General features: G+C 59.9%; 26 protein-coding genes and 4 tRNA genes. 16 read left to right on the top strand and 14 right to left on the bottom strand.

The features are described from left to right. Positions 1-100: 100 nt before the first annotated feature. From L1075_RS05685 to L1075_RS05675, 3 genes are all read right to left on the bottom strand, one after another. Positions 101-517 (bottom strand): tellurite resistance TerB family protein, encoded by a 417-nt coding sequence (locus L1075_RS05685; RefSeq protein WP_040242131.1) that lies wholly within the window; start codon positions 515-517, stop codon positions 101-103. Positions 518-623: 106 nt separating this feature from the next. Next, positions 624-1,334: a DUF3581 family protein gene (locus L1075_RS05680; protein ID WP_075369750.1), complete on the bottom strand. Its 711-nt coding sequence runs from the start codon at positions 1,332-1,334 to the stop codon at positions 624-626. Positions 1,335-1,474: 140 nt separating this feature from the next. Then, a complete protein-coding gene (locus L1075_RS05675) occupies positions 1,475-2,206 on the bottom strand; it encodes a glutathione S-transferase (RefSeq protein WP_075369751.1) in 732 nt (243 codons plus the stop codon). 114 nt (positions 2,207-2,320) lie between these two features. Between L1075_RS05675 and thiI the strand changes: the two genes are divergently transcribed. The 5 genes from thiI to nth all read left to right on the top strand — a co-directional run bounded on the left by thiI (position 2,321) and on the right by nth (position 8,095). Beyond that, on the top strand, positions 2,321-3,811 hold the full coding sequence (gene thiI / locus L1075_RS05670) for a tRNA uracil 4-sulfurtransferase ThiI (protein WP_246940644.1): 1,491 nt from the start codon (positions 2,321-2,323) through the stop codon (positions 3,809-3,811). 30 nt (positions 3,812-3,841) lie between these two features. Beyond that, positions 3,842-4,234 carry a gamma-glutamylcyclotransferase family protein gene (locus tag L1075_RS05665; protein WP_246894177.1) on the top strand — a complete coding sequence of 131 codons (393 nt, stop codon included), beginning with the start codon at positions 3,842-3,844 and terminating at the stop codon, positions 4,232-4,234. Between the two features lie 155 nt (positions 4,235-4,389). Next, the gene (metG, locus tag L1075_RS05660) at positions 4,390-6,435 is read left to right on the top strand and encodes a methionine--tRNA ligase (RefSeq protein WP_246894178.1); all 2,046 of its coding nucleotides are present in this window, start codon (positions 4,390-4,392) and stop codon (positions 6,433-6,435) included. A 9-nt stretch (positions 6,436-6,444) separates the two neighbouring features. Further along, positions 6,445-7,449, top strand: a complete 1,005-nt coding sequence (gene rsxB / locus L1075_RS05655; RefSeq protein ID WP_246894179.1) for an electron transport complex subunit RsxB — start codon at positions 6,445-6,447, stop codon at positions 7,447-7,449. Between the two features lie 7 nt (positions 7,450-7,456). After that, positions 7,457-8,095 (top strand): endonuclease III, encoded by a 639-nt coding sequence (gene nth, locus L1075_RS05650; RefSeq protein ID WP_246894180.1) that lies wholly within the window; start codon positions 7,457-7,459, stop codon positions 8,093-8,095. A gap of 33 nt (positions 8,096-8,128) precedes the next feature. Here nth and L1075_RS05645 read toward each other — a convergent pair whose 3' ends face one another. The 5 genes from L1075_RS05645 to L1075_RS05625 all read right to left on the bottom strand — a co-directional run bounded on the left by L1075_RS05645 (position 8,129) and on the right by L1075_RS05625 (position 12,291). After that, positions 8,129-9,178: a tRNA-queuosine alpha-mannosyltransferase domain-containing protein gene (locus L1075_RS05645; protein ID WP_246894181.1), complete on the bottom strand. Its 1,050-nt coding sequence runs from the start codon at positions 9,176-9,178 to the stop codon at positions 8,129-8,131. Positions 9,179-9,263: 85 nt separating this feature from the next. Further along, on the bottom strand, positions 9,264-9,701 hold the full coding sequence (locus L1075_RS05640) for a DUF1161 domain-containing protein (RefSeq protein ID WP_246894182.1): 438 nt from the start codon (positions 9,699-9,701) through the stop codon (positions 9,264-9,266). Between the two features lie 155 nt (positions 9,702-9,856). Then, entirely contained in the window at positions 9,857-10,531 is a 675-nt protein-coding gene (locus L1075_RS05635) for a glutathione S-transferase (RefSeq protein WP_246894183.1), read from the bottom strand. A gap of 176 nt (positions 10,532-10,707) precedes the next feature. Further along, positions 10,708-10,998 (bottom strand): HlyU family transcriptional regulator, encoded by a 291-nt coding sequence (locus L1075_RS05630; RefSeq protein WP_246894184.1) that lies wholly within the window; start codon positions 10,996-10,998, stop codon positions 10,708-10,710. A 72-nt stretch (positions 10,999-11,070) separates the two neighbouring features. Further along, positions 11,071-12,291, bottom strand: coding sequence for an argininosuccinate synthase (locus tag L1075_RS05625; RefSeq protein WP_246894185.1), 1,221 nt, complete (start codon positions 12,289-12,291; stop codon positions 11,071-11,073). A 210-nt stretch (positions 12,292-12,501) separates the two neighbouring features. On the opposite strand from L1075_RS05625, the gene rnt reads away from it, so the two are divergent. Beyond that, positions 12,502-13,167 (top strand): ribonuclease T, encoded by a 666-nt coding sequence (gene rnt, locus L1075_RS05620; RefSeq protein WP_246894186.1) that lies wholly within the window; start codon positions 12,502-12,504, stop codon positions 13,165-13,167. Positions 13,168-13,278: 111 nt separating this feature from the next. Here rnt and grxD read toward each other — a convergent pair whose 3' ends face one another. Continuing rightward, positions 13,279-13,617 (bottom strand): Grx4 family monothiol glutaredoxin, encoded by a 339-nt coding sequence (grxD, locus tag L1075_RS05615; protein WP_246894187.1) that lies wholly within the window; start codon positions 13,615-13,617, stop codon positions 13,279-13,281. Positions 13,618-13,937: 320 nt separating this feature from the next. On the opposite strand from grxD, the gene argF reads away from it, so the two are divergent. Beyond that, a complete protein-coding gene (argF, locus tag L1075_RS05610; RefSeq protein WP_246894188.1) occupies positions 13,938-14,858 on the top strand; it encodes an ornithine carbamoyltransferase in 921 nt (306 codons plus the stop codon). Positions 14,859-15,214: 356 nt separating this feature from the next. Next, entirely contained in the window at positions 15,215-15,388 is a 174-nt protein-coding gene (locus L1075_RS05605; RefSeq protein ID WP_175575896.1) for a hypothetical protein, read from the top strand. 98 nt (positions 15,389-15,486) lie between these two features. On the opposite strand, the gene L1075_RS05600 is transcribed toward L1075_RS05605, so the two are convergent. Continuing rightward, positions 15,487-15,562, bottom strand: a tRNA-Ala gene (locus L1075_RS05600). A 328-nt stretch (positions 15,563-15,890) separates the two neighbouring features. On the opposite strand from L1075_RS05600, the gene uvrY reads away from it, so the two are divergent. The 6 genes from uvrY to L1075_RS05570 all read left to right on the top strand — a co-directional run bounded on the left by uvrY (position 15,891) and on the right by L1075_RS05570 (position 19,536). Continuing rightward, a complete protein-coding gene (gene uvrY / locus L1075_RS05595) occupies positions 15,891-16,535 on the top strand; it encodes a UvrY/SirA/GacA family response regulator transcription factor (protein WP_040241657.1) in 645 nt (214 codons plus the stop codon). Between the two features lie 96 nt (positions 16,536-16,631). Beyond that, positions 16,632-18,446, top strand: coding sequence for an excinuclease ABC subunit UvrC (gene uvrC / locus L1075_RS05590; protein WP_040241659.1), 1,815 nt, complete (start codon positions 16,632-16,634; stop codon positions 18,444-18,446). 64 nt (positions 18,447-18,510) lie between these two features. After that, complete coding sequence (pgsA, locus tag L1075_RS05585; protein WP_040241663.1) at positions 18,511-19,059, top strand: CDP-diacylglycerol--glycerol-3-phosphate 3-phosphatidyltransferase; 549 nt, start codon at positions 18,511-18,513, stop codon at positions 19,057-19,059. Positions 19,060-19,136: 77 nt separating this feature from the next. Then, positions 19,137-19,211: transfer RNA gene (locus tag L1075_RS05580), tRNA-Gly, on the top strand. Between the two features lie 130 nt (positions 19,212-19,341). Next, positions 19,342-19,415, top strand: a tRNA-Cys gene (locus L1075_RS05575). 34 nt (positions 19,416-19,449) lie between these two features. Beyond that, positions 19,450-19,536: transfer RNA gene (locus tag L1075_RS05570), tRNA-Leu, on the top strand. 86 nt (positions 19,537-19,622) lie between these two features. On the opposite strand, the gene L1075_RS05565 is transcribed toward L1075_RS05570, so the two are convergent. Further along, positions 19,623-20,438, bottom strand: a complete 816-nt coding sequence (locus L1075_RS05565) for a helix-turn-helix domain-containing protein (protein WP_052444962.1) — start codon at positions 20,436-20,438, stop codon at positions 19,623-19,625. Between the two features lie 184 nt (positions 20,439-20,622). Continuing rightward, positions 20,623-21,078 (bottom strand): hypothetical protein, encoded by a 456-nt coding sequence (locus L1075_RS05560; protein ID WP_040241666.1) that lies wholly within the window; start codon positions 21,076-21,078, stop codon positions 20,623-20,625. A 259-nt stretch (positions 21,079-21,337) separates the two neighbouring features. Between L1075_RS05560 and L1075_RS05555 the strand changes: the two genes are divergently transcribed. Further along, positions 21,338-23,059, top strand: coding sequence for a proline--tRNA ligase (locus tag L1075_RS05555; protein ID WP_040241669.1), 1,722 nt, complete (start codon positions 21,338-21,340; stop codon positions 23,057-23,059). A 264-nt stretch (positions 23,060-23,323) separates the two neighbouring features. Beyond that, positions 23,324-25,360, top strand: coding sequence for a putative bifunctional diguanylate cyclase/phosphodiesterase (locus L1075_RS05550; protein WP_246940641.1), 2,037 nt, complete (start codon positions 23,324-23,326; stop codon positions 25,358-25,360). Between the two features lie 20 nt (positions 25,361-25,380). Here L1075_RS05550 and L1075_RS05545 read toward each other — a convergent pair whose 3' ends face one another. Continuing rightward, positions 25,381-25,887: an FKBP-type peptidyl-prolyl cis-trans isomerase gene (locus L1075_RS05545; RefSeq protein ID WP_075369775.1), complete on the bottom strand. Its 507-nt coding sequence runs from the start codon at positions 25,885-25,887 to the stop codon at positions 25,381-25,383. A 35-nt stretch (positions 25,888-25,922) separates the two neighbouring features. After that, positions 25,923-26,471 carry a transcription/translation regulatory transformer protein RfaH gene (gene rfaH, locus L1075_RS05540; protein WP_246894189.1) on the bottom strand — a complete coding sequence of 183 codons (549 nt, stop codon included), beginning with the start codon at positions 26,469-26,471 and terminating at the stop codon, positions 25,923-25,925. Positions 26,472-26,625: the final 154 nt, after the last annotated feature.

The following is a 26,625-nucleotide window of genomic DNA, read 5'->3' as shown; positions in this document are numbered from 1 at the left end:
CCCGCGATGGCACTTACCCAAGCGTTTCAGTCAACTTTTCGTCAGACGCTTCTCGCCAGGCGCTTCGAGTATTCGACACACACAGACGGACCTTAGCGTCTCAACTCTCGGGCATGACCTCGAGCTTGGTGCGGATGAAATCGCTGTGACTGACATAAAGGAGGTCGGCGAGACGCCGAACGCGGTGCTCTTCCAAGGCATCGAGTTCGCCATCTGCAAAGGCCAGCTGCCACATCTGAGCCACCAGCGCCACGCGGTCCTCGTAGCCATACTGCTCACGAATCAGGCTGACGAATTCATAGTGATCAACGGCCTGTTCGACTTCGGTTTCGGCTAACGACATCAGTTCATCGACATCGTCCGAGGCAACCGTAAGGCGCGTGGTCAAAAGCTCCCGCAGCATCGCCCTTTCACGTGGATCATGTTCGTAATCGGCACGCATGATCTCGCACAACAGGGCGGCTACCGCTAGCTCCAGCGTCACCTGCCGACGCTCCGATTGCGGAGACTCCAACATGCGTTGAAAGAATTGCTGAATGCCTTGGATACTCAAGGGATGCTCCTATGACAAAAGATGACTTGGTCTGTGACACCTTCTGCGTACAAGGGTTGCATCTGGACACTCACTCGGCCGTGGCGTAATGCGTCTTGAGGTTCATGAACTTCTCGACAAAAGCGTCCATCACCGGCGGATCGTACTCACGCAACCCGCTGACCACCAACTTCTTGGAGCCATGGCCAATGGCCGTCTCGCCGTCGGTCATCTTGAATTGCAGTAAGGCGTCGCCCCGCTTGCCGCTGACATCCAGCGTCGCGCCAGCGAAGGCCACGCCGGCCTCGGCGACATCCAGCCGTGACAACGAGAAACCCATGCTGTCGTAGATTACCAACGGCCGCTGGGGGTTGAACATGACACCCTGCTCTTCCATCAGCGGTTTGAGATAATGCGGGAAATTGCGCCCTGAAAACGCCACGTAACGGCGTGTGAAGGCCTCGATGACGCCGGCGTCGTGGGTGATATCCCCGCCGCGCTCGACCTCAAGATACACTTTACCGTGAGCGTCGGTTACCTGAACGGTGTCGCCGTGCTGAGCAAAGCACAACGGCACGCTGTCGCCGACCATGCCCTTGAAGTGGAAGGTCATGCGTTGCGACAGGCCAAAACGTGCCATCACCAAGGCGAATAGCAGATCGCCCGGCACGCAGAAGCGCCGTGCATCCGCATCATGAATGGGATTGTAATCGCCAGCGATACACTTGGCGAAACGGCTTGCCTGCTCGGCCGTAATACATAGCCGATCATTGGTCACGGTGTGAAAGTCGTCGAGAAACATGCGCTTATCCCTGCCCATCAAGAAGCGCCCACCACGGCGCGGATCACGAACGCCAAGATGGTATCAAATTCATTGGCGCTCGGGCGCGGCCCCCGCACACATTTCTCAACATAGCGCCACCAGACGATAACATCGAGCGCTTAATCGGCATCCAGCTCAAGATAATGGCGAAAAATGCCGTCTTCATTGAACGCTTGGCGTCGAGCGGACCCCAGATAAGTGGCGATACGAGGCAATGCCGACACACGCTCGCTCAAGGCCATAACGCCGGGAATCGATGGCGCCTGTGCCGCCATCGCACGGGGCATGGCGTAGTGCAGGCCACTGACGGTTTGAAAAAGCGAGAGATCGACATAACTCAAGGCATCGCCGACGAGATACGTCTTGCCAGCCGGATTGCGCGCCAAAACGTCTTCGAAATAACCGAGGAACTTGCCCAGTCGCTCCTGGCGGAATACATGGGAACGTCGGCGCGCCTCGTCTTGCTGTTCTTCGTAATACAGCGAACTGCCGATGGGATGATGTACGTCATGAATCTCGGCGATGAAGTCGGTCATCGTCAATTGCAGGCCGTGCGCCCAATCACGGCTGGCGTCGTCGTCCGGCACCAGGTCGAGTCGCGGCCCCAGGAAACGCAGGATATTGGCGACGTGCGACACGAGCCGCTCCTGGGCTTTGAGAATCGGCGGCGCGAAGGGGGGATATGCCTCGAACGGTGCGGTCTGGCCTTCGAGCAGATCGCCGATCGCACTCACGCCCTCCTGGCATTCACGTGCCACATCGACGTAGTCGGCCCCCGCCGCCTCGAGCGCCAAGCGTACATATTCACCGCGCCCGGGAATGCCCGGCCAGTAATACAGTTCGTATTGCATGAGAGGTCTCCTCGCGATATACGGATTCAGCGTAGCAGCCCCAGCGGAGTGACTGGCGAGGCAGGGGCCGGATTGCTACCATGCTCGCCTTCACTAGCACTCGACACGAGACATATGCGGTATCGCGTCAAGCTTTTCCCCGAGATCACCATCAAGTCCCGCCCCGTACGCAAGCAGATGGTTCGTTGTCTGCGCACCAACCTGCGTAACATTCTGACGCCGCTGGTCCCCGATGTGCGGATCGCCGACTGCTGGGATGCGTTGGAGGTGCGGGTCCGCCACGCTATCGACGACGCTACCCGCGAACGCCTGGAAGCAACGCTATCGCGCGTGCCCGGCATCCACGAGGTGCTGGTGATCAATGTGCATACTTTCGTCTCCTTCGCCGATACCGCCGAACGCCTGGTGGCGCTATGGCGGGCACCGCTGGCCGGCCGCCGGTTTCGCGTCAGCGTCAAGCGTCGCGGTCAGCACGACTTCACGTCGGCAGACCTCGAGCGTTACCTGGGCGGCGCGCTGCTCAATGCCAGTCCGGACGCCAAGGTGGATCTCTCCCACCCCGAGGTAAACGTCACGCTCGAGCTGCAAGACCAGCACCTGCGTCTAGTGACCCGCCGTTTGCCCGGCCTGGGCGGTTATCCGCTCGGCACCCAGGGCCAGGCACTGGCACTCATCTCGGGCGGCTACGATTCGCCGGTGGCGGCCTGGCGCTTGATCCGGCGCGGGCTCAAGACGCATTACCTGTTCTTCAATCTCGGCGGACCGGAACACGAGCAGGCCGTACGCGAGGTCGTGCATCAGGTGTGGCAGGGCTACAGTGCATCGCATCATGCCCACTTCATCAGTGTGCCTTTCGACGGCGTGCTCGATGAAATCCAGCGCCGTGTGCCCGCCGGTCTGGCGGGCGTCGTACTCAAGCGCATGATGCTGCGGGTCGCCAATCGCGTCGCGACACGCGCGCGCCTCTCGGCTCTCGTCACCGGCGATGCGCTGGCGCAGGTATCCAGTCAGAGCCTGGTCAACCTGGGGCTGATCGATGCAGTCAGCGAGCGGCCCGTTCTACGTCCGCTCATCGCCGACGACAAGCAAACCATCATCGAGGATGCACGCCGCATCGGTACCGCCGCCCATGCCGAGCGCTTGCCGGAATACTGCGGCACGATCTCACAACGCCCCAATACACGCCCCAGACCCGACCAGATCGACGCCGCCGAGGCCGACTTCGATATGGGTGTGCTCGAAGCCGCACTCGAGGCCACCCGCCAAACGCGGGTGGACCGCCTACTCGACACGCCCGCGCCGCGCACGCTCGATGTACCCGTGATCGAGGGCGCCGAGGCTCTGCACGAGGCCGATGACGTCACGGTCATCGACATTCGCCACCCCGATGAACGCGATGCCGCCCCGTTGGAGCTGCCGCGAGGCGAGCCACTGGCGATTCCGTTCTTCGAGCTTGGCGAACGCGCCGCGCACCTGCCGGCGCATCGGCGCTACGCGCTATATTGCGATCAGGGCATCATGAGCAAAATGCAGGCGCTTCGGCTCGCCGACCAGGGGCTGACGAACTTCGTCGTCTATCGCGGTAATAGCCACGCCGATCACTGACCCGTCATTCGTCGTCAACGCAGGGGGCCCATGCATTCACCCGCTCTCGCCATTCGCCGCACACCGTTGGTCGCCGTGTACGGCACGCTCAAGCATGGCCTACGCAATCACCATTGGCTCGCAGGCGCCGAGTTCATTGGTGCGGATACGCTCAGTGATGTCACCCTCTACGACCTGGGGCATTGCCCCGGCGCCAAGGCGGAGCCCTCCCACGGCATCGAAGTGGAACTCTACCGGGTCGATGCGCAAGGGCTACGCGATCTCGACCAACTCGAGGATTATCGCGTGCGCGCGCCGCACAACGGCACCTACGACCGTATCATTCATCGCACCGCCTTCGGCCCCGCATGGCTTTATCTCTACAATCTCGATGTCACGGGGTGTCCAGCCATCCGCACCGGCGGCTGGCCAAGCACGCCCTGAGCGTACCCTTACCGAGGTGTTACAAGCACCGGCCGCGTGGATGTTGTCTTCCGCATCACGGATGCAGCCAAGCGCCAAGCGGGCTACAATCGCCTTTTCGTCGATGTCGTTCGCGACGCCTTCTTTCGTTTCCGACTTTCGTCACTAGAGCCGCCATGCCGACTACCGCCAACGCCAAGCGCAAGATCCTGGTTACCAGTGCCCTGCCCTATGCCAACGGCTCGATACATCTGGGCCATTTGCTCGAGTATATCCAGACCGATATCTGGGTGCGCTTCCAGAAAAGCCGCGGCCACGAGTGCCATTATGTCTGTGCCGACGATGCCCATGGCACCGCCATCATGTTGCGCGCGGAGCAGGAAGGCATCACCTCGGAGCAACTGATCAGCAACGTTAGCGCCGAGCATCAGGCCGATTTCGCCCGCTTCGGAGTGGCGTTCGACAACTATCATTCGACGCACTCGGAAGAGAACCGCCAGCACAGCGAGCGCATCTATAAAGCGCTACGCGACGCCGGGCATATCTCCACGCGCGACATCGAGCAGATGTACGACCCGATCAAAGGGTTGTTCCTCGCCGACCGTTTCATCAAGGGCACCTGCCCCAAGTGCCATAGCGACGATCAATACGGCGATAACTGCGAAGCGTGCGGTGCGACCTACACGCCGGCCGAACTGATCGATCCGGTCTCGGCGATCAGCGGCGCCACGCCGGAAGTTCGCACGTCCACACACTATTTCTTCAAGCTTCCTGACTTTGCCGATTTCATGCAGGGCTGGATCAATGGCGGTCATGTGCAGCCGCAGATTCGCAACAAGCTGCTGGAGTGGTTCGAGTCAGGCTTCAACGAGTGGGACATCTCCCGCGACGCGCCCTACTTCGGCTTCGAGATCCCCGATGCGCCGGGCAAGTATTTCTATGTCTGGCTGGACGCGCCGATCGGTTACCTGGCCAGCTTCCAGAACCTCTGCGAGCGTGAGGGCATCGACTTCGACAGCTACTGGCGCCGCGACTCGGAAGCAGAGGTCTATCACTTCATCGGCAAGGACATCGTCTACTTCCACGCCCTGTTCTGGCCGGCGATGCTAGAGGGCGCGGGGCTGCGCACGCCGACCGGCGTCAATTGCCACGGCTTCGTCACCGTCAACGGCGCCAAGATGTCCAAGTCCCGTGGCACCTTCATCAAGGCGCAGACCTACGCCGAGTATCTCAACCCCGAATATCTGCGCTACTACTTCGCTGCCAAGCTCACCGCCGGGGTCGACGATCTCGATCTCAATCTCGAAGACTTCGCCTCGCGCGTGAACTCGGACTTGGTCGGCAAGGTGGTCAATATCGCCAGCCGCTGCGCAGGCTTCGTCAAGAAGCTGGGCGACGGGCAACTCGCCGCGCGCTGCGTCGAGCCCGAGCTGGTGGCGCATTTCGTGGACGCTGGCGAGGCCATCGCCGCCGATTACGAGGCACGCGAATTCGGCCGCGCCATGCGCAAGATCATGGAGCTCGCCGACGAGGCCAATGCCTATATCGCCGACAAGGCGCCCTGGGTACTGGCCAAGGAAGAAGGCCGCGAGCAAGAAGTGCTCGATATCTGCTCGGTGGGGATCAACCTGTTCCACGTGCTGATGGTCTACTTGCAGCCCGTGGTGCCGACCATGGCCGAGCAGGCACGCGTCTTTCTACAGGTCGATTCTCTCGACTGGGGAAGCCGCCATCATGTGCTCGAAGACCATGCCATCGCCAAGTTCAAGCCGCTGATGACCCGCGTCGATACCGACAAGATCGCGCAGATGACCGAGGCGTCCAAGGAAGTGCTTGCCGAAGAGCAGAAGCTCAAGGAACAGGCCAAGGGCCCCCTCGCCGACGATCCAATCGCCGATGAGATCAGCTTCGACGATTTCGCCAAGCTCGATATGCGCATCGTGCGTATTGCCAAGGCCGAGTACGTCGAGGGCGCCAAGAAACTGCTCAAGTTGACGCTCGACTTGGGCGGTGAGACACGCACCGTGTTCTCGGGCATCCGTGCCGTCTACGCGCCCGAAGCCCTGGAGGGGCGCCTGACCGTGATGGTCGCCAACCTGGCGCCGCGCAAGATGCGTTTCGGCGTTTCGGAAGGCATGGTGCTGGCCGCTGGCGACCAGGAGGGCGGCATCTATCTGCTGTCGCCGGATAGCGGTGCGGAACCCGGCCAGCGCGTGACCTGAGGAGGTAAGGTGTCCGCTAATCGCGCGCTCATCGAGACCCTCGATGCCGAACTGCCGCAGACGCAATGCGGCAAGTGCGGGCATCCCGGCTGTCGCCCCTATGCCGAAGGCATTGCCGCCGGCGAGGCGATCAATAAATGCCCGCCCGGTGGCGAGGCGACTATGGCGCGGCTGGCCGAGTTGACAGGCCAGGCGCGCCAGCCCCTCGCGCAGCCCGCGGAGTCTCCCAAGGTAGCGTATATTCGCGAGGCAGAGTGCATCGGCTGCACCAAGTGCATCCAAGCGTGCCCGGTGGACGCTATCCTCGGCGCAGCCAAGCAGATGCATACGGTGATCGAATCCGAATGCACCGGCTGTGAACTCTGCGTGGCACCCTGCCCGGTCGACTGCATCGATATCCTGCCGCATCCCGAATGGGTCGCCGCCGAGACACAAGCCCAGCAAGACGCCTACTTGTCCAAACGTGCCGAACTGGGTCGACAACGCTACGAGGCACGCCAGCAGCGTCTCGCCCGGCAAGCTGAGGAAAAGCGACGCAAGCGCGAACGTCGTCAAGCAGCCGTGACGGCAAGCACTAAACGCGAGACAGCCCCTGCTCAGCCGACGCAACAGGACGCTGCAGCCAGCGTGGATACCACGTCACTCAAGGCGACGCGTGCCACGTTGGTCGCCGGACTCAAGCGTGTGGAACGTCAACGTCAGCGCGACGGGCTAGATCCCGAGGCACGCCGAGCGCTCGATGAACGCGCCGATACGCTGACCTCGCGCCTGGCGGACGTCGACCGGCAACTCGGCAACGCCCAGGCACCGCGCGCCGACTCCTCTACTACGCACCATCGGCGCATGGCCGTCAAAGCCGCCGAGCAGTCATTGCGCAAGGCTCGCCAACAAGTCACGCATGCCCAGCGCCATGGCGATGCCGCCAGCCTCGAGGCCGCGCATGGCCAGGTCGACGAAGCCCAGCGCATGCTCGACGCAGCCCGTGCCGCGTTCGATTCTCCCTCATCGACGTGATTCCCCCATGAACGCTCAAAAACGCTACGAGATCTTTTCGCGCCTGCGCGATCACAACCCCACGCCGACCACGGAACTTCACTGGCAGACGCCTTTCGAGCTACTGACGGCGGTGCTGTTGTCCGCCCAGGCCACGGATGTCGGCGTCAACAAGGCCACCGCGCGCTTGTTCCCCGTCGCCAATACCCCGCAGGGCATCCTCGACCTGGGCATCGATGGGCTCAAGGACAAGATCAAGACCATCGGCCTGTACAACAGCAAGGCCGACAACCTGATGAAAACCTGCCACCTGTTGCTCGAACGGCACGGCGGCGAGGTACCGGACACCCGCGAGGCACTGGAAGCGCTACCCGGTGTCGGGCGAAAGACCGCCAACGTGATTCTCAATACTGCGTTCGGCCAGCCGACCATGGCGGTGGACACGCATATCTTCCGGGTCGCCAATCGCACGCGCATCGCACCGGGCAAGAACGTGCTCGAGGTCGAGCAGAAACTGATGCGCCACGTGCCCAAGGACTTTCTGCACGATGCCCATCATTGGCTAATTCTGCACGGGCGCTACACCTGCGTGGCGCGCAAGCCACGCTGCGGAAGCTGCGTGATCGAGGATCTCTGCGAGTACAAGGACAAGACCGAAATCGAATGAACGCAGCGTGATCGCAGCAAGATGCGTGCATCATCACCCCATGAGCACCTCGCGATACGCCTCGCGCCACGCCGGCCATTGCCAGGCTCGCGCGTCGGGCAGCGCCGGGCGTGACGCCGGCTGGGTCAGCCATTGCGCCAGCGTGGCCTCGAGCGTCGTTTGATCGCCCGCGTAGCGATACGCCGACGCATAATACTCGGGAAAGCACAGGCGGTCCGGCACCAGCGGTACGCAGCCATGGGTCACTGCCTCCATGACCGCCAGCCCCTGGAATTCATGATCGGTCGTAGATACCACGATATCGGCGCTGTCGAGCATGTCTCGGTAGACATCACCGGGCTGCTCGCCCCAGCACACGACGCGCTCACCCAGCCACGCACGCGCCGCCTCGAAGACCGGCGGCTGATCGCGGAACTGCTGGCCCATTACCGCTACCTCGAAGTCGATGCCTCGCGTGGCCAACGTTTCCAGTGCAGTAAAGAACGCCTCGGGGTTCTTGTCATATTCCCAGCGATGATTCCACAGAATTCGCTGCCCCGAGCGCGCGGGCTTGGGCATCTCCTCGGACAAGGGCACGGGGAGCACCACAGCCTTATCGGCGACGCGTGACAACACGGAGTCGAGCGGCAGGCGCTCAGGCATGCGTTTGAGGAATTCGCGCGCCCCGCGCAATAGGCTGTCGCGGTTGTAGGCACTGTTGAAGACGACGACATCCGCCGCCAGGGCCGCGTAGAGATTGACCATTAGCGGCTCGGCGCGGATGCGTTGGCCCTTGGGAAGCGGATAGGCAAACTGGTTTTCATGGAAGTACACGACCTTGCGCGCACGCGCCAGCGAGGGGCAAAGGCCCACCAAGGTCGCCAGATCGACCATCGAGGTCGCGACGACCAGATCGTAGTCCTCATGGAGACAGTCGATCTCCTGGCCCAGCCAGGTCAGAGGGTTGCCGCGGATACGCCAGGGAAAATGCCGTGGTGGCAGTTCCAATCGCCGCCAGTCGATCTCGGGGAACTGCTGCTGCAGCCCATCCGCCCAGTGCCGGTGACTCACGGCTGCGTAGGCGGAAAGCAATAAGGCCTTCACGCGCGCCTCCTGGATAAAAGGCGCCATGGTAGCCAAGCCCGGAGGCTGACGGAAGCGGACCGCCAAAAGGCGGGAGTAGAATCCGCTAGTGCCCGGTATCCTCGCTTTCGGAGTCTTCACTCAGCGTTTCATCGGTAGTGTCTCTACCTGGCTCAGTACTCGCGTCAGACGGTGGCAGCGAGGCATCCGAGGACGACATGGCCCCGCTCCCTTGAGCGCCGCGTCGATAGATCACCTTACGCGTGCCGCCGGCACAGCTTCCCACGACTTCCCCTCCGGCGAGAGCGTCGTCCTCACGGACCCCCTCCTCGTCGACGCGTTCGCTGGCGATAATATCGAGCGCAAAGTCCTCGACACCATTAGCACGAATCTTGGCTTCGATCTCATCCTGAAGGACATCGCAGGCCATCACGCCGGAAACATTGTCACCTCCGTCATCGCGCGGTTCTTCCTGAGCGCTGGCGATGACCGGCAACGCCATCATTCCCAGTGCCAGCCCTTTTGCCCACCGATGATTCATCATGACCGCCTCCTCTACGCTTTATCTGAAAAATGCCTGCGCTCGCCCATACGGCGTTAAAAATCAACTCAAAATGCTCATTTACCCGCGTAAACTCCGCTTTTTTCGCCGATTTTTGCCTTGTCTGGCCATCGCTCGTCGATTTTTCAAACAGAGCTTTAGCGTGACGCACTCAGATTCAATTCGCCGGTCTGCGCCACGGCACGCTGATAGTCCGGCCGCTCACGCACCCGCGCCAACCAATCGACAATGGCGGGGAAATCCTTGATGCCACGTCGTGATTCGATAGCCAACACGGGGAAACTCATCTGAATATCTGCCGCCGTGAAGTCTGAGCCGGCAAACCATGCATGCTCGGCGAGCGTGGACTCCCAGAAAGCCAGATGCCGCTCGATCTCAGGGTTCAGAAACTTGGCTTGTACACCCTGTCCTAATTTGCCCGCCACAGGACGCAACAACGCCGGCACCGGCGGCTTACCCAAACGCGAAAAAACCAGATGCATCACCAACGGTGGCATTGCGGAGCCTTCGGCGTAATGCAGCCAATAACGGTAGTCGCGATGCTCAGGCGTCCCCACCGGCGGTGCCAAATGGCCCTCGTCGTAACGTTCGATCAAGTAGTCGATGATCGCCCCAGACTCGGCCACGGTCAGCCCCTCGTCGACGATCAGCGGCGCCTTGCCGAGTGGATGAAGACGCTTGAGACTCTCCGGCGCCAGCAATGTCTGCGGATAGCGATGATGGGTCACGAGCTCATAAGCTTGCTGCAGGGCTTCAAGTAACCAGACGATGCGTAGCGAGCGGGAGTTGTCGAGGTGATGCACGGTAATCATGCGCGGCTCCATCGGGATGATAAAAGGTTGGGCCCGCTCTAAGCGGCGAGGGTCCCCGCTCGAATGATTGCCCTAGGCGTCGTGGAAATAAAAAACGCCACTCCTCCAGAAGCCGTAGCTCCAAAGATAGTGGCGTTGGTAATCGCGTGCACGATAATAGTGATCGATAGAAACGCTCAGCGATCCTCGAACATTTCGTCGCCAGTATCATCAATAAAGCGCTGCGCCTTGCGCAACGTCAACTCGATACAATCCTCACGGCTAGACACGATATCCGAGCGCTCGAAGCGATGTTCGAGTGTTTCACCGCCTGCGATGGGCTTGCGAATCCAGCCGCTGACCCGGTACTGACCACCGGCATCCTGCGGGTCCGGCGTAATCAAATAACCTTCGTAGTCTGTCGCGGGTATTTCCTCGTCATTGACATCGCCGCTGCGAAACAAGCCCTCGATGAGTCGTTTCAGCATGAAGCCTCCTGCGCGCTGGCTATGCGTTGAACGCCGCCCGGCCGGGAGACGTTCAACGCGAGTGGATACGGATCAATTCGCATTGCGGCCTTTTGCCGCCGCGATACGCAAACGCAAGGCGTTGAGTTTGATGAAGCCTTCAGCGTCTTTCTGATCGTAGGCGCCTGCATCGTCCTCGAAGGTCGCGATGGAAGCATCGAACAGCGATTCCTCGGACTTGCGCCCGACCACGGTGGCACTGCCCTTGTAGAGCTTCATGCGTACCACGCCGTTGACGTTGCCCTGAGTCTCGTCGATGGCAGCCTGCAGCATCTTGCGCTCCGGGCTCCACCAGTAGCCGTTGTAGATGACTTCGGCGTACTTGGGCATCATCTCATCCTTGAGGTGCGCGGCTTCGCGGTCGAGCGTCAGTGACTCGATGGCGCGGTGGGCGCGCAGCATGATGGTGCCGCCCGGGGTTTCGTAGCAGCCACGAGATTTCATGCCCACATAGCGGTTCTCGACGATATCCAGACGCCCGATGCCGTTGTCGCCACCGAGCTTGTTGAGCTTGGAAAGCACCTCATGAGGCTTGAGCGGCTCGCCGTCGATAGCCACGACATCGCCTTTCTCGAAGGTCAATTCGATATACGTAGGCGTCTCCGGCGCTGCCTCCGGCGACACGCTCCAGCGCCACATGTCCTCTTCGGCTTCCGCCCAGGGATCCTCGAGAATGCCGCCTTCGTAAGAAATATGCAGCAGATTGGCGTCCATGGAGTACGGCGATTTCTTCTTGCTCTTGGAGAAGTCGACCGGAATGTCGTGCTTCTCGCAATAATCCATCAACTTCTCACGGGAGTTGAGGTCCCACTCACGCCACGGGGCAATCACTTGGACGCCGGGCTTCAACGCATAGGCGCCGAGTTCGAAGCGTACCTGATCGTTGCCCTTGCCGGTAGCGCCGTGAGAAATGGCATCGGCGCCGGTCTCGTTGGCGATCTCGATCAGCCGCTTGGCGATCAACGGCCGCGCGATGGAGGTCCCCAGTAGATATTCGCCTTCGTAGATCGTGTTGGCGCGGAACATCGGATAGACATAGTCGCGCACGAACTCTTCACGCAGGTCCTCGATATAGATTTCCTTGACGCCCAAGGCCTGTGCCTTGGTTCGCGCCGGCTCGACCTCTTCGCCCTGACCGATGTCGGCGGTAAACGTCACCACCTCGCAATCGTAGGTTTCCTGCAACCACTTGACGATGACGGACGTATCCAGGCCGCCGGAATAGGCGAGGACGACCTTGTTCACATCGGACATGCGGGACTCCTGAAAAGATGGATATTGATCGAATGGTTCGGCTGCGTGAACACAGCGAGAAAACGTCACCCGATTATAGCGCCGAGCGAGGCTGACGAATACCGAGCGGCGGGACGTCGAGGGGCGAAAATGCTACACTCGCTGCCACTTTGTCGCCCCGCCCCGGGTGTGGCGACGCTATCGAGACCGCATCGGGATGGGAGCAAAAGCATGAGCGACGGCCAGGCACGCGATTTGATGGCTCAACGTTTTCGAGGCTTTCTCCCTGTTGTCGTCGATCTGGAAACCGGGGGTTTCAACGCCCAGAGTGACGCTCTGCTCGAGATCGCCGCGGTGACCCTGACCATGGACGAGCAAGGCAACCTGATGCCTGATACCACGCACGCCTTCCACGTCAAACCCTTCGACGGGGCAAACATCGAGCAGGCTGCACTGGACTTCACCGGCATCGACCTGGATAGCCCATTGCGCCAGCAAGTGGCATTGAGCGAGCACGACGCGTTGGGCGAAATCTTCAAGCCAGTGCGCAAGGCGATCAAGGCCAACCAATGCACTCGCGCCATCTTGGTCGGCCATAACGCCGCTTTCGACCAGGGCTTCTTGAATGCCGCCATCGAACGCAACGGCATCAAGCGCAACCCTTTTCATCCGTTTTCGTGTTTCGATACCGCCACGCTGGGTGGTTTGATCTACGGCCAGACCGTACTGGCACGCGCCTGCCGTGCGGCGGGCATACAGTTCGATAACGACTCGGCTCACTCAGCCCGTTACGATACCGAGCGCACCGCCGAGTTATTCTGTGCCATGATCAACCGTTACAAAGATCTCGGCGGCTGGGAGCTGGCCCAGAAGGAACAAAGCATGGGCGAGGACTGACGCGACACGTCATACTCGCTTGTCACCCATACGAAAGCCCTGCCGATGTTCATCGGCAGGGCTTTTCGATGCGCCAAGGCCCTTCCAGGGAAGGACGTCCGGCTCAACGCCTCACTCCTGTTCGGTTTCGGCGTTGGCTGTGGCTTCCTTGATTAGTTTCTCCAACTCACCGCTTTCGTACATTTCCACGATGATGTCGCAGCCGCCAACCAGTTCGCCATTGACCCACAGCTGCGGAAAGGTCGGCCAGTTGGCGTATTTGGGCAATTCAGTACGAATGTCCGGATTGTCGAGGATGTTGACGAAGGCGAAACGCTCACCGCACGCCATGACCGCCTGCACCGCCTGGGCGGAAAAGCCGCACTGTGGCAGCTGAGGGGTGCCTTTCATATAGAGCAGAATCGTGTTTTCGCCGATTTGCTGCTGGATGTTCTCGAGAGTCGTGCTCATCTCAGTTTCCTCACGCGGGGCGGCTTGCCATTGGCCGGCACCACCGCAATACATCGGGTGAATGTACCTCCATTCTACTGATGGCGAGCGCCGAAAACAGCCCTCGTAACGCCGACACTCTTGATATCGACAATTGCGCCTTCTCGGCAGCCTGGCTAGGATGGTCGACTTTCCGCACGGCCCGCATGTCGCCCTTGCAAGGCCGAGCGTCGCAGAAAGCCGGGCCTCGGGGCGCGTCTTGGCTGGGACGCTCACGCGCTTTCATCGGTGGGCGTCGTCGCCCTGATATGCCGTGGATCACATTTGAAAGGAGCGTCGCCATGGCCACACGCCACTTCTTGACCTTGCTCGATTTGTCACCCGAGGAACTTAATCACCTCATTCAGCGTGCGATCACGATCAAGAACCGCCTCAAAGCGCAAGGGCCGACCTATACGCCTTTCACCAATCGCACCCTGGCGATGTTTTTCGAGAAGTCCTCGACGCGCACGCGGGTTTCCTTCGAAACCGCCATGGCACATTTCGGCGGCCATGCATTGTTCCTTTCTCCTCGAGACACGCAGCTGGGACGCGGCGAGCCGATCGGCGACACCGCTCGCGTTCTCGCCGAGATGGTGGACATCGTCATGATCCGCACCTTCTCGCATGCCGGGCTCGAAGAATACGCCGCCGCCAGCCAGGTTCCGGTCATCAACGCACTGACCGATGACTATCACCCTTGCCAGCTTCTGGCCGATGTCATGACCTGGACCGAATGCCGCGGGTCGGTGAAGGGCAAGACCGCGGTCTGGATCGGTGACGGCAACAACATGTGTCATTCGTGGATCAATGCCGCACGGCAGTTCGATTTTCGGCTGCGCATCTGCTGTCCGCCAGGCTACGAGCCGAATGCCGACCTCGTGGCGGCCGCCGGCGATCGCGTGGAGATATCGCACGACCCACAGCAGGCGGTGCAAGGCGCGGGGCTAATCACCACGGACGTCTGGGCCTCGATGGGCCAGGAAGAGGAACAAGCCAAGCGCGAGCGGGATTTCGACGGCTTTCAGGTCACCGAGGCATTGCTCGACCGCGCCGCCGATAGTGCGCTGTTTCTACATTGCCTGCCCGCGCATCGTGGCGAAGAAATCAGCACGACTCTGCTCGACGATCCGCGTGCCGTGGTATGGCAAGAAGCCGGCAATCGCCTGCACGCCCAGAAGGCTTTGATCGAATTCCTCCTGCTCGGCAAAGTCGACGACTAACTTACCGACCTACCACGAAACGATGCCGCCCGGGCGGCATCGTTTCTTTCTTTCTGCGACGCCCTGTCTTGCCCTGCGCGCCACGCGCGCCGAATTGCCCTTCCTGTAACTTCACTACCACGGCACGACCCTACCCGACACCCCGCTTTGCGACGAAGCCACTCGCAGGTACGCTTCCAATACCCCGCGAGCGTTGATTTTTTACTACCTGAGCGTCGCCAATGTCTACGTTGACGCCACCCCGCCAAACGCCGACTTTTCTCTTTACGAGCTCCGCGCTCACAGGCTTCGTGCCTTGCCGTCACTGTACGGCAGATATGCCTTTCATCGAGTCGAGACTACGGCAGGAGAACAGCATGTTTCTCATCGAGCAACGCAACAATGAACGTACCATCGAGTGCCCGGCGTGCAGCGTCAGCGAGACGATCAATGACGACGAGCGCCTGCAAGCCTTCGAAGAGCGCCATGCCGAGGACGGTATGCAATACCGATGTCTGGAATGCGGCGCCAGCGGCCCTGCCAGCCCTTGAGGGAAAACATTGCCGTCGACCGTTTAACGTTAGACGCTAGGCAAGATACGAAAAAAGCCGCCGACGCGATGCGTCGGCGGCTTGATATTAGGCGGATCTGGTGGAGCCTAGCGGGTTCGAACCGCTGACCTCAACACTGCCAGTGTTGCGCTCTCCCAACTGAGCTAAGGCCCCATGTCGATATCGCATCGTGCGATGCGTTTATCTACTTGCCAAAGGATATATCCGTGATAGTGCCCCTGGAACGCTGCGTATACTACGACTGCTATCCATTCATGTCAATGCGTACCTGTCATGCGCCAAAGGCCACTCAGCACTAGCGCCACGCAGCGCGCGAAACTGCAAAACCCACGGCAGCATAAAGCCAATATTACTGTTAAGTTGATTGAGCGCATCGCTACCACCACATAGCGCATGGAGCTGAAGCATTACATAATGGCCGCCACATAAGGGCCAACATACCCCTTATTTCGTTAACCGGCGATTGATTGCAGGAGTTCCCTTGATCAAGGTTCTTGTCGCTGATGATCACCATCTAGTTCGTACTAGCATTGCCCGAATGCTGGATTCCGAAGACGGCTTGCACGTTATCGCCGAGGCCGTCGATGGCGAAGAAGCCGTCAACATGGCACGTGAAATGCGCCCCGATATCGTATTGATGGATATACGCATGCCCGGTATCGGTGGACTCGAAGCCACGCGCAAGATCATGCGTGGCATGTCGGATATCAAGGTTGTGATCGTGACAGCATTCCTCGAAGAAGCGTTTGCCCAGCGCCTCATGGATGCTGGCGCCGCCGGGTTCATCAGCAAGGGCACAGAGCTCGATGAAATGGTCCGCGCGATCCGTGCCATCTTCGGGGGACAACGCTACATCAGCCCGGATATCGCCCAGAAGGTCGTGCTGTCCAAGATAGGCTCGCAGGACAACCCTTTCGACCAACTCTCGCATCGCGAGCTACAAGTGGCGATGATGATCGTCAACTGCCAGAAGGTCAGCGATATCTCCGACCGACTCTTCCTGAGTCCCAAGACCGTCAACACGTATCGCTACCGCATTTTCGAAAAACTGAATGTGCAATCTGATGTCGAGCTCACCCACCTGGGGCTGCGTTACGGCTTGATAGACGGCTACGAAGCCTCTTGATACCGGGTGTCGCCGGCGCCTCGACTCGGGTCTCCGGCGCCCCTTTCCCTTTGATATACTAACGGGCATGACCGACTCAACGATTGTCCCGCGCTCATGAGCTTCGACGCCAAGCATTTCCTCAAGACGGTTTCCGAATCGCCCGGCGTGTACCGCATGCTGGATACCGACGGCGAAATCTTGTATGTAGGCAAAGCCAAGCGGCTCAAGGCACGTCTTGCCAGCTATTTTCGTGGTGCGCTCAACACCAAGACGCAAGCCCTGGTCGGCCGTATCGCAGATATCCAGGTCACCATCACGCGCACCGAAACCGAGGCGCTCCTGCTCGAGCAGACGCTCATCAAGGAGCAGCGACCGCCGTATAACATCCTCCTGCGCGACGATAAGTCCTATCCGTTCATTTTTGTCTCGGATCGCCATCCTTACCCCGCACTCGAGTTCAAACGCGCGCGCGGGAAACGCGGCGACGGTCGCTATCTAGGCCCTTTCCCCAGCACGACCGCCGTCCGCGAGAGTCTAGCGTTGGTGCAGAAGATCTTTCGTATCCGAAATTGTGAGGACAGCGTCTTCGCCCATCGCACAAGGCCTTGTCTTCAGTATCAGATACAGCGCTGCAGCGCACCCTGTGTCGACTATATCGGCCGCGAGGAATACCAGCGCGACATCGACCACGCCATCATGGCTCTGGACGGGCGCAGCGAGCAGGTGACCGCGCAACTCACCCAGGACATGGAAGCCGCCAGCCAGGCGCTGGACTTCGAGGAAGCGGGACGCCTTCGCGATCAAATTCAGCAACTGCGACGCCTGCAGGAGCGTCAGATTGTCGATACTGGCGATGGCGATGCCGACATCTTTGCTCTCGCCGAGCGCCCGGGCGGCGTCTGCATCAGCACCCTAAGCGTACGTGGCGGACGCATGCTCGGGGCGCGCCACCACATGCCGCAAAACGGCCTGGACCTGACGGCGGAAGAACTACTCGGCGCGTTCATCAGCCATTATTACCTAGGCCATGATCGCGACATCCCCAGCGAGGTCATCACGGCCCTACCGCTCGTGGATGCCGATGTCATCCAGTCCGCACTCTCCGAACGCGCCGGCAAACGCATCCGTGTGGCGCATCAGGTACGCGGTCATCGTGCCCAATGGCTCCGCCTGGCCAGCACCAACGCCGAACAGCACCTCACAAGCCAGTTGGCCAATCGCTCGCAGTTGGCCAAACGCTTCGATGCCTTGCGCGAGGCGCTCGATATGCAGGAGACCCCGACACGTCTGGAGTGTTTCGATATCAGCCATAGCCACGGCGAAGCGACGGTCGCCTCATGTGTGGTTTTCGATCAGGACGGGCCGGTCAAATCCGATTATCGGCGCTTCAATATCGAAGGCGTCGCGGCGGGCGACGATTACGCGGCCATGCGCCAAGCACTGACACGCCGCTACAAGCGCCTGGTGCAGGACGAAAGCAAGCTGCCCGACGTGCTTATCGTCGATGGTGGCAAGGGGCAGCTCAACATGGCGCGCGAGGTGCTAGAAGATGTCGGCATCATGAACACGCACCTGCTCGGCGTCGCCAAGGGAACGACACGCAAACCCGGCCTCGAGACATTGTTCCTGGAAACCGTCGACAATGCCTTATCGCTCGATAGCGCCTCCCCCGGGCTGCACTTGATCCAGCATATCCGCGATGAGGCGCACCGTTTTGCGATTACCGGGCATCGACAGCAGCGCGACAAGCAACGCCGCACCTCGACCCTACAGGACATTCCCGGCATCGGTCCCAAACGCCGTCGAGAGTTGTTACGCTTCTTCGGCGGGCTCCAGGGTGTCCGCCAGGCCAGCCGCGATGAACTGGCCCGCGTGCCCGGCATCAGCGCCCAAATGGCCACCACCATTCATCAGGCCTTGCATGGATGAGCCATGAGCGGAAAGATACAATGGCACGACGATCTCATTCACCAGTCAGGACTTACATCGCTCGATGAACATCCCCAACTTATTGACGCTTGCTCGAATCGTGTTCATTCCCTTACTGGTGATCGCCTTCTATCTCCCTTATTCCTGGAGCATGCTCCTGTGCGCGGGGTTGTTCGGGCTCGCTGCTGTGACCGACTGGCTCGACGGTTACCTGGCGCGTCGCTGGAATCAGAGCACCCCCTTCGGTGCCTTTCTCGACCCAGTAGCGGACAAGCTCATGGTCGCCGTCGCCCTTGCCCTGCTGATCGAACGTTTCGACGCCGTGTGGCTGACACTACCGGGCTTGGTCATCATCGGTCGGGAGATCGTCATCTCGGCGTTACGCGAGTGGATGGCGGAAATCGGCAAGCGTGGTAGTGTCTCTGTCTCTTGGGTAGGGAAGCTAAAAACCACGCTGCAGATGGTTTCGCTGTTGCTGTTGCTCGGCTTCGCACCAGGTTCAATGATCGCCAACCTCGGCGTCGTTCTACTTTATGTCGCCGCCACTCTGACACTGTGGTCGATGTTCCAGTACCTGCGCGCAGCATGGCCGGAATTGACGCGCTCCATGTGAGCATTATTTCCACGTCAGAGAAGCACATAAACGTTTGACATTCACAGGCTTATCTCTATAATACGTCCTCGAGTTCGGCGGGAATAGCTCAGTGGTAGAGCATCGCCTTGCCAAGGCGAGGGTCGCGAGTTCGAATCTCGTTTCCCGCTCCAGAACTTAAGAGTATTGGAATGGTCAATGAGGGTCGCAAGCTGGAACGCCAGCCCGGCTGACGGCAGCCCCGTCGAATCTCGTTTCCCGCTCCAAACTCGAACGTTGACCGTTTTTCAACGAGTGCAACAAGGCTGGATGGCAGAGTGGTGATGCAGCGGACTGCAACTCCGTCAACGCCGGTTCGATTCCGACTCCAGCCTCCATTTCTTCTGCGGTGTTCCCCTTCCGTATCCGTTAGCCCGGATGGCGAAATTGGTAGACGCAAGAGACTTAAAATCTCTCGGTGGTAACACCGTGCCGGTTCAAGTCCGGCTCCGGGCACCAGTAGAATCAAGCGCTTGGCGCCCCCTACTACTAGCATTTTTACCGATAGTTCTACAGACTCGATAAAGTGTCCAACGCACTTGCTCTCAGTGCGCTGGCATGCCAGCGAGATGACTGGGACTCGGCGAAGAGACCGTGGCATGCCAAATGGACTGACGCCCACGCCCATCCGCCAATGCCATGAGTCCATCCAGGTCATCGATCCTGATTTCCCGCCCCTTTGCAGTGAGCAATTCCAAGTCTTGGAAACGCCCCAATAGACGGCTCACCGTCTCGACCGCCAGCCCCAGATAATTGCCAATATCGCTACGCGACATGGACAAACGAAAGCTGAACGGCGAGTAACCTTGCTGCCGAAAGCGCGTCGACAAGGCAAGCAGAAAGCTGGCTAAGCGAACATCGGACGTTCTATTCAAAAATAGACGTACCATCATGCGCTCCTGATGCAGTGCACGACTCATCACCCGTAGAAAACAACCGTTCATGCCCAGCTCACTCGGTCTTTTTTGGGCAAGTGCTTCGAGTGCTTCAGGCAATATTTCGCAGACGGATGTCGTTTCCAGTGCCTGCGTCACCCCCGGATGAAAGCCACTACTGATAGCGTCCAGCCCCACCACTTCGCCCGGCAAATAAAACTGGGTAATGTGCTCTTCATTGGTGATATCGCGATAGACTTGCTTCAAGCTTCCGCAGCGAACGATATACAGGCTCTTGAACTCTTCCCCTTGTGCGAATAGCGTTTGGCGCTTTCTCAAAGGTGATACCTGACGGCTGATGGTACTGAACGTTTCAAGCTCGCCCACTGACAAGGGCGCGGGCAAGCACATGCTGCTCAAACGATAGGCTTGCGGCGGGTGCGCGGACGGTGCCGCAAATCGAGAAGCTTTATATTGTGATGTCATCGTAGACTCCCTGCGTCTGAATCGGGTTTTCAGTATGCGTTAGAGTCTTTTTGAGAACAGTTTGATATTCGCGTTTACATGTCTGGTTTTTCTCATGCCAATCACGAATTGCCTCGTAGCATGACACTCATCAAAGTCATGTGAGGCAACTCGCACTAGACTGCTTTACCCGCCAGCAAAGCCCTTACATGGAGGCAAGACGTTCTTTGTCGTAAGTGCCGGACATGCGCACCAGCGCCAGCGCCTCATCTCGAGAAGAGACTCGTTCGACGCGCACGAGCTCATCGTCTAGCCGTACCGCCCCACCCGTACGTTCGGCCAGCACCGACTCGAGCGTTTGCGTATCCAACTCGTCTTCGAAATGCAGCGTATCCACCTGCGCAGTATCGCGGCTCGGCAGGTAGATCGTGCCATTGGAAAAATCGATGGCGTAGGCGATGACGCCGGGGATGATATAAAATAGCAAGCCCACGCCATCGGCTACCGCCACTGCAGGGTCGACACGCCCACTGGGCTGCCCTTTGCGCTCGGGATAGAACACGGTCCCGCACCCTGCCAACGTCGTGGTGGTGGCCACGATGGTCAGTGCCGCTATCCAGCGGCGAGCCTGGGTGACTGTCCGATCGTGTATGGCACTCATCACTTTATCCTCTTACCCTTTTCACATACATTATTTAAGGCAAAGACCACGATGCCCATCCTCCGGGCGTTACGCGTGTAAGCATATCGCAAACTTCGCCGCAACGAGAGCCCGCCCTCACCGAGCTCGAGGTCCGTTTCAGCGCTTCCATTCGCATCGCTTTTGCCGCGTTCACGCCTTGACCGTACAATAGCTCCATTTGCCGCGCCGCTTTTGAGCGACGCGATGTTAGGCCTCGAATCCAAGGAACCGCTTGTCCATGCGCGCCAGTCAATTGCTGATCTCCACCCTCAAGGAAACCCCCGCCGACGCCGACATCGTCAGCCATCAGTTGATGCTGCGTGCGGGTATGATTCGCCGTCTGAGCTCGGGTCTCTATACCTGGCTCCCCTTGGGTCTACGCACGCTTCGTAAGGTCGAAAACATCGTGCGCGAGGAAATGAACCGCGCTGGCGCTCAGGAAGTCCTGATGCCAGCGATCCAGCCGGCGGAGTTATGGCAGGAATCTGGACGCTGGGACCAATACGGCAACCTGCTGCTGCGTATTCGTGATCGTCATGAGCGTGATTTCTGCTACGGTCCGACGCACGAGGAAGTGATCACCGACTTGGTGCGCAACGAAATACGCTCCTACAAGCAGGTACCCACCAACTTCTACCAGATCCAGACCAAGTTCCGTGACGAGACGCGCCCACGTTTCGGGGTCATGCGCGCCCGCGAGTTCATCATGAAGGATGCCTACTCCTTCGATATCGACCAAGCCGGCCTGCAGCGCTCCTACGATGCGATGTATGACGCCTATATGCGCATCTTCACGCGCCTGGGACTTGATTTCCGCGCCGTCGAGGCCGACAACGGTGACATCGGCGGTACCGGCTCTCACGAGTTCCAGGTGCTGGCCGATTCCGGTGAGGACGCGGTGGTCTTTTCCACATCGTCAGACTATGCGGCCAACATGGAGAAAGCCGAGGCACTCCCCGCCCCGCTAGGGGAAACCCCCGAACGCGCCACACCCCAGGAAGAACTGCGTCTGGTCGATACGCCCAATGCGCGCACTATCGCCACCTTGGTGGAGCAGCATGGCTTGCCCATCGAGAAGACCATCAAGACTTTGATGGTGCATGCCGCTGAAGGTGGTCTGATCGCCTTGCTGGTGCGTGGCGATCACGAACTCAATGAGGTCAAGGCCGAGAACCTGCCCGAGGTTGCTGCGCCCCTGACCATGGCCAGTGAAGCGGAAATTCGCCAAGCGGTAGGCGCCGGCCCCGGCTCGCTGGGACCGGTCAATCTGGAGATGCCGTTGGTCATCGATCGCAGCGTGGCACTGATGAGCGATTTCGGCGCTGGTGCGAATATCGACGGCCAACACTATTTCGGCATCAACTGGGAACGCGACGTCGCTCTGCCCAAGGTGGCCGATCTGCGCAACGTGGTCGAGGGGGATCCCTCACCGGATGGCAAGGGCACACTCGCCATCGCACGCGGCATCGAAGTCGGTCACGTCTTCCAGCTAGGGACAAAGTATTCCACCGCGATGAACGCCACCGTGCTCGACGACAATGGCCAGGCAGTTCCGCTGCTGATGGGCTGCTACGGCATCGGCGTGACCCGCGTGGTCGCCGCCGCCATCGAGCAAAGCCACGATGCTGGGGGTATCATCTGGCCTAATGCCATCGCGCCGTTCGAAGTCACGCTCGTGCCCATGAACGCGCATAAATCCGAGCGCGTTCGCGAGTATGCCGAAACCCTTTATCAGCAACTCAGCGACGCCGGCGTCGACGTACTGATCGATGATCGCGACCTACGCCCTGGCGTCAAATTCGCCGACCAGGAACTCACCGGCATTCCGCACCGCATCGTGATCGGCGAACGCGGGCTGGATAACGGCGAGCTGGAGTACAAAGGACGCCGCGATAGTGAGATCACTATGGTGCCCACCGACACGATGCTCGATTTTCTACGTCAACGCCTGACATCTTAACCGACGCCGGGGCAAGCCTTGCGTGGCATGCCCCGGACTCTCTTCCCCCCGCCCTGGTTCACTGCCAAGATATTGGTCAGAAACCATTCGCACGCAGTTCGCAGCCCGCGCGTACGTGGCCATGCATGCGCCTCGCGCGTCACATAACAACGATTCGCCCGGGCCCATACGGCGGCTGAACACCGGCACGCCAAGGCTCTTTCGACATGGCGTAGGATGTCGCATGACGACTCACCTTTGCTTCGACAATCGCCGGTGCCCCGCATGACGCCCGATACCGCCGGCCAATTAAACCGCTTGCGTAAAGAGCAACGCCGCAACAGCGTGCTTTTCCGTGTGTTTGCGGTAGGTAGTGGGATCGCTATCCTCGCGTCGCTGCTCTTCGAGCGACATCTGTCCTGGTTGATGGCGATCACGATCATGGTGATGCTGATGGGCGCGCTGTTGCGACACCGCATGGCACAGCAAACACGTCACAACATCGCGCAATGGGAAGCGCTGATGCGGGCGCAACAGCGCCAGGCCGAACAGCAGGAAGCCTGGCGTCGCATGCGTGAACTGCTACAACGCGACCTCGATGAAGATACCTTTTTGCGCGCCTTGCTCGACACTACCGCCGAGGTACTAGGATCGTCGCGCATTGGCCTCTGGTTCCTCGACAGCGATGGTCGCGTTTTGACCTGCCGCATGGCCCTCGACCCCGCGCTCAACGGCCTCAGGCTCTCGCATCAGGGCTTGGATAGCTATCTCGCTTCACTGATACAAAACCCTTGCCTGGTCACTCATGATGCACAACACGACGAGCGCTTGAGTGGCCTGGAGGACTATCTACGCACTAATGGTATCCACTCCATGCTGGATGTGGGGATATTCGTCGGCGGTGAACTACGAGGAGCGATCTGCTGTGAATCGATGCAACCGCGTGAGTGGCATGGCGATGAAATCACGACCCTGATGGGATTCTCAGGATTGCTGTCCCAGTTTTCGGAATCCTTGCGCCGCCGCGAAGTAGAGCATGACCTGTACCGTCAGCTCCACCATGACGAGGTCTCGGGACTGGCGACACTGAGAGGTCTCCTCGAGCGCCTGCAGGCGTTGACGCAACGCGGCGAGGCGTTTCACCTATTGGTGTTGCGGCTGGGCGGTCTCGGTCATATCAACGAGACACTCGGCCAACAGGCTGGTGATGAAGCGATTCGCCAGGTGGCCGAGAAGCTAAAGGAACGCCTGACCGAACTGCAAGGCAGCATTCACATCGGCCGCCTCCCGGCCAATCGCCTATTGATCGCGATTCCCGGGCAAACGGATGAATCGCTGCGCCACTACTGCCTGGAGCGACTTCTCTCAATGGGCGAGAACAGCTGGCGTATCTTCGGCACGCCAAGCCAGCTGCGTTTCAATGCCGGTGTGGCACGCTACCCGCTCGACGCCCAGGACATCGAATCGCTGTTACAACGCGCCGAACTCGCGGTGCAGCACGCGCGCGAGACGCCACCGCCCCACTTGGCGTTCTACACCAGCCAACTAAGCGATTGGGAACAACGCCTCAACCGTCTGGAGCGCGAATTGCGCACAGCGCTGGACGAACATCAGTTTCGTCTGTATCTACAAGGACAGTTCGACCCCGCAGGACGCCTCGCGGGCGCCGAAGTACTTTTGCGCTGGCAACATCCACGCGAAGGATTGCTGACACCCGGCAGTTTCATTGCCGAAGCCGAGTACAGTGGCTTGATCCGTCCCATGGGTCAGTGGGTGCTTGACCAGGCCTGCGCCTTGCTCGGCGGCGCGTTACATAGCAGTGAGCTATCGCTCTCGGTCAATGTATCGGTACAACAGCTCCATGACGACGCCTTCATGACGCACTTGGCGCAATTGCTCGAGCGTCATGACTTCGCGCCTCGGCGGCTGATCCTGGAAGTCGTCGAATCGCTTCTCGTCACACCGGGTATCGCCGCCAGACTCAACGCGCTGCGTGAACTCGGCGTGCGTCTTGCCCTCGACGATTTCGGAACAGGCTATTCGTCGCTGCGCTATCTACAGGATTTTCGCGTCGACGAAATCAAGATCGATAAGGTCTTCGTCGATGCCATCACGCCGCACCGCGACGCACCGTTAGTGCGCTCGATCATCGCGCTAGGTAAAGCACTGGAACTGCGCGTGGTCGCTGAAGGCGTAGAAAACGCGGCACAGCAAGACTATCTATGCGCACGCGGCATCGACTTTCTACAAGGCTACTACCTGGCACGCCCCGAGCCGGTAGATACCTTCCTGCGCCGGCTCGAACAGCCCCCGCCAAAGTAACAAGCAGCCAGTATTCAACACTATTGCTTGCGGTCTTCGACCTCGGTGGCCGCCACGTCAGCCGCCAATGGGTGACCCTTGGCAAGTTCGGCGCGTCTCGCCGGGCGGACATCGAGAATTTCGACACGAAACACGAGGGCCTGCCCCGCCAGCGGATGATTGGCATCCACCGTCACCTGCTTGTCGTCCGCTTCGATCAAGGTCACCGTACGCGGTCCGTCGGGGCCCTGCGCCTGAAAACGCATGCCCGGTGATAACTCTTCGACGCCGGGAAAAGCCGTGCGCGCCACCGTCTGGACGAGATCGGGCTCATGCGTCCCGTAGGCTTGCTCGGGCGTCAGGTTGATCTCGCGGGCATCTCCGCCGGCAAGCCCCTCCAGCGCCGCCTCCAGACCTGGCAAGATATTGGCGTGGCCATGCAGGTATTCGAGTGGCGCCTCGCGACGACGTGAGTCATCAAGCACATGTCCGGCGGAGTCGCACAACACATAATGCAGGCGAACGACATGTTGCGGCGAGATGGTCATGAAAACTCCTGATCTTTACAACATTGGGAGGCGTGTCATGTCGTGCGGCGTAGATCGCCCACCGGTAACTCGAGGCGCTGCTGATGATGCAGCATGTTGAGCAGAACGATAGCGCGCTCTTCGCCTTTCTGGTTCTCGAACACGGCCTTGAGCGCCTGAAAGGGGCCCTCGGTGATCTCGACGATTTCACCGGGGCGAAAGTAGACGTTGCCCGCCTCACGCGCCGTCTCATCGCGTTGAGAGCGGGCGATTAGCATCTCGACCAATGTGTCCGGCACGGGCAGCGGCTCGTCGCCGAACGCTACCAGCCTCAACACGCCCCGCGTGGAGCGTATGGGACGCCAATTGCTGGCCACCCGGTCGAGGCGGATGAATAAATAGTGAGGAAACAAGGGTTCGGCGATCCAGACCAACTTGTTGCGACGCTTCTTTTGCACCTCGAGCAGAGGATGAAAGACACGATAGCCCTGATTGGTCAGATGCTCACTTGCACGGAAGGACTCCCCGCCCTTGCACTGCACCACATACCAGCGCGGGCAGGCAGCCGCATCTTCAAACGCGCTTGGATCGAGCTGATCGGTCATGTCCTCTGGCCTTCATCGTCGGGGTATGCCACGGTACGCAACCTGCGTTTTCGCCACGCGCCTGGGCGCGGGCCGCTGCCGTGCAAACGCTGCATTCTAGCATTGTGCCGGATTCATGTCCGAGCCGCATCGTTCGGCTCGCTCACGGGAGGAA

The sequence above is a fragment of the Chromohalobacter beijerinckii genome, assembly GCF_023061185.1.
GTDB lineage: Bacteria > Pseudomonadota > Gammaproteobacteria > Pseudomonadales > Halomonadaceae > Chromohalobacter > Chromohalobacter beijerinckii.
The sequence above is the reverse complement of the archived record's forward strand: the minus strand, read 5'-3'. Positions and strand labels throughout refer to the sequence as shown.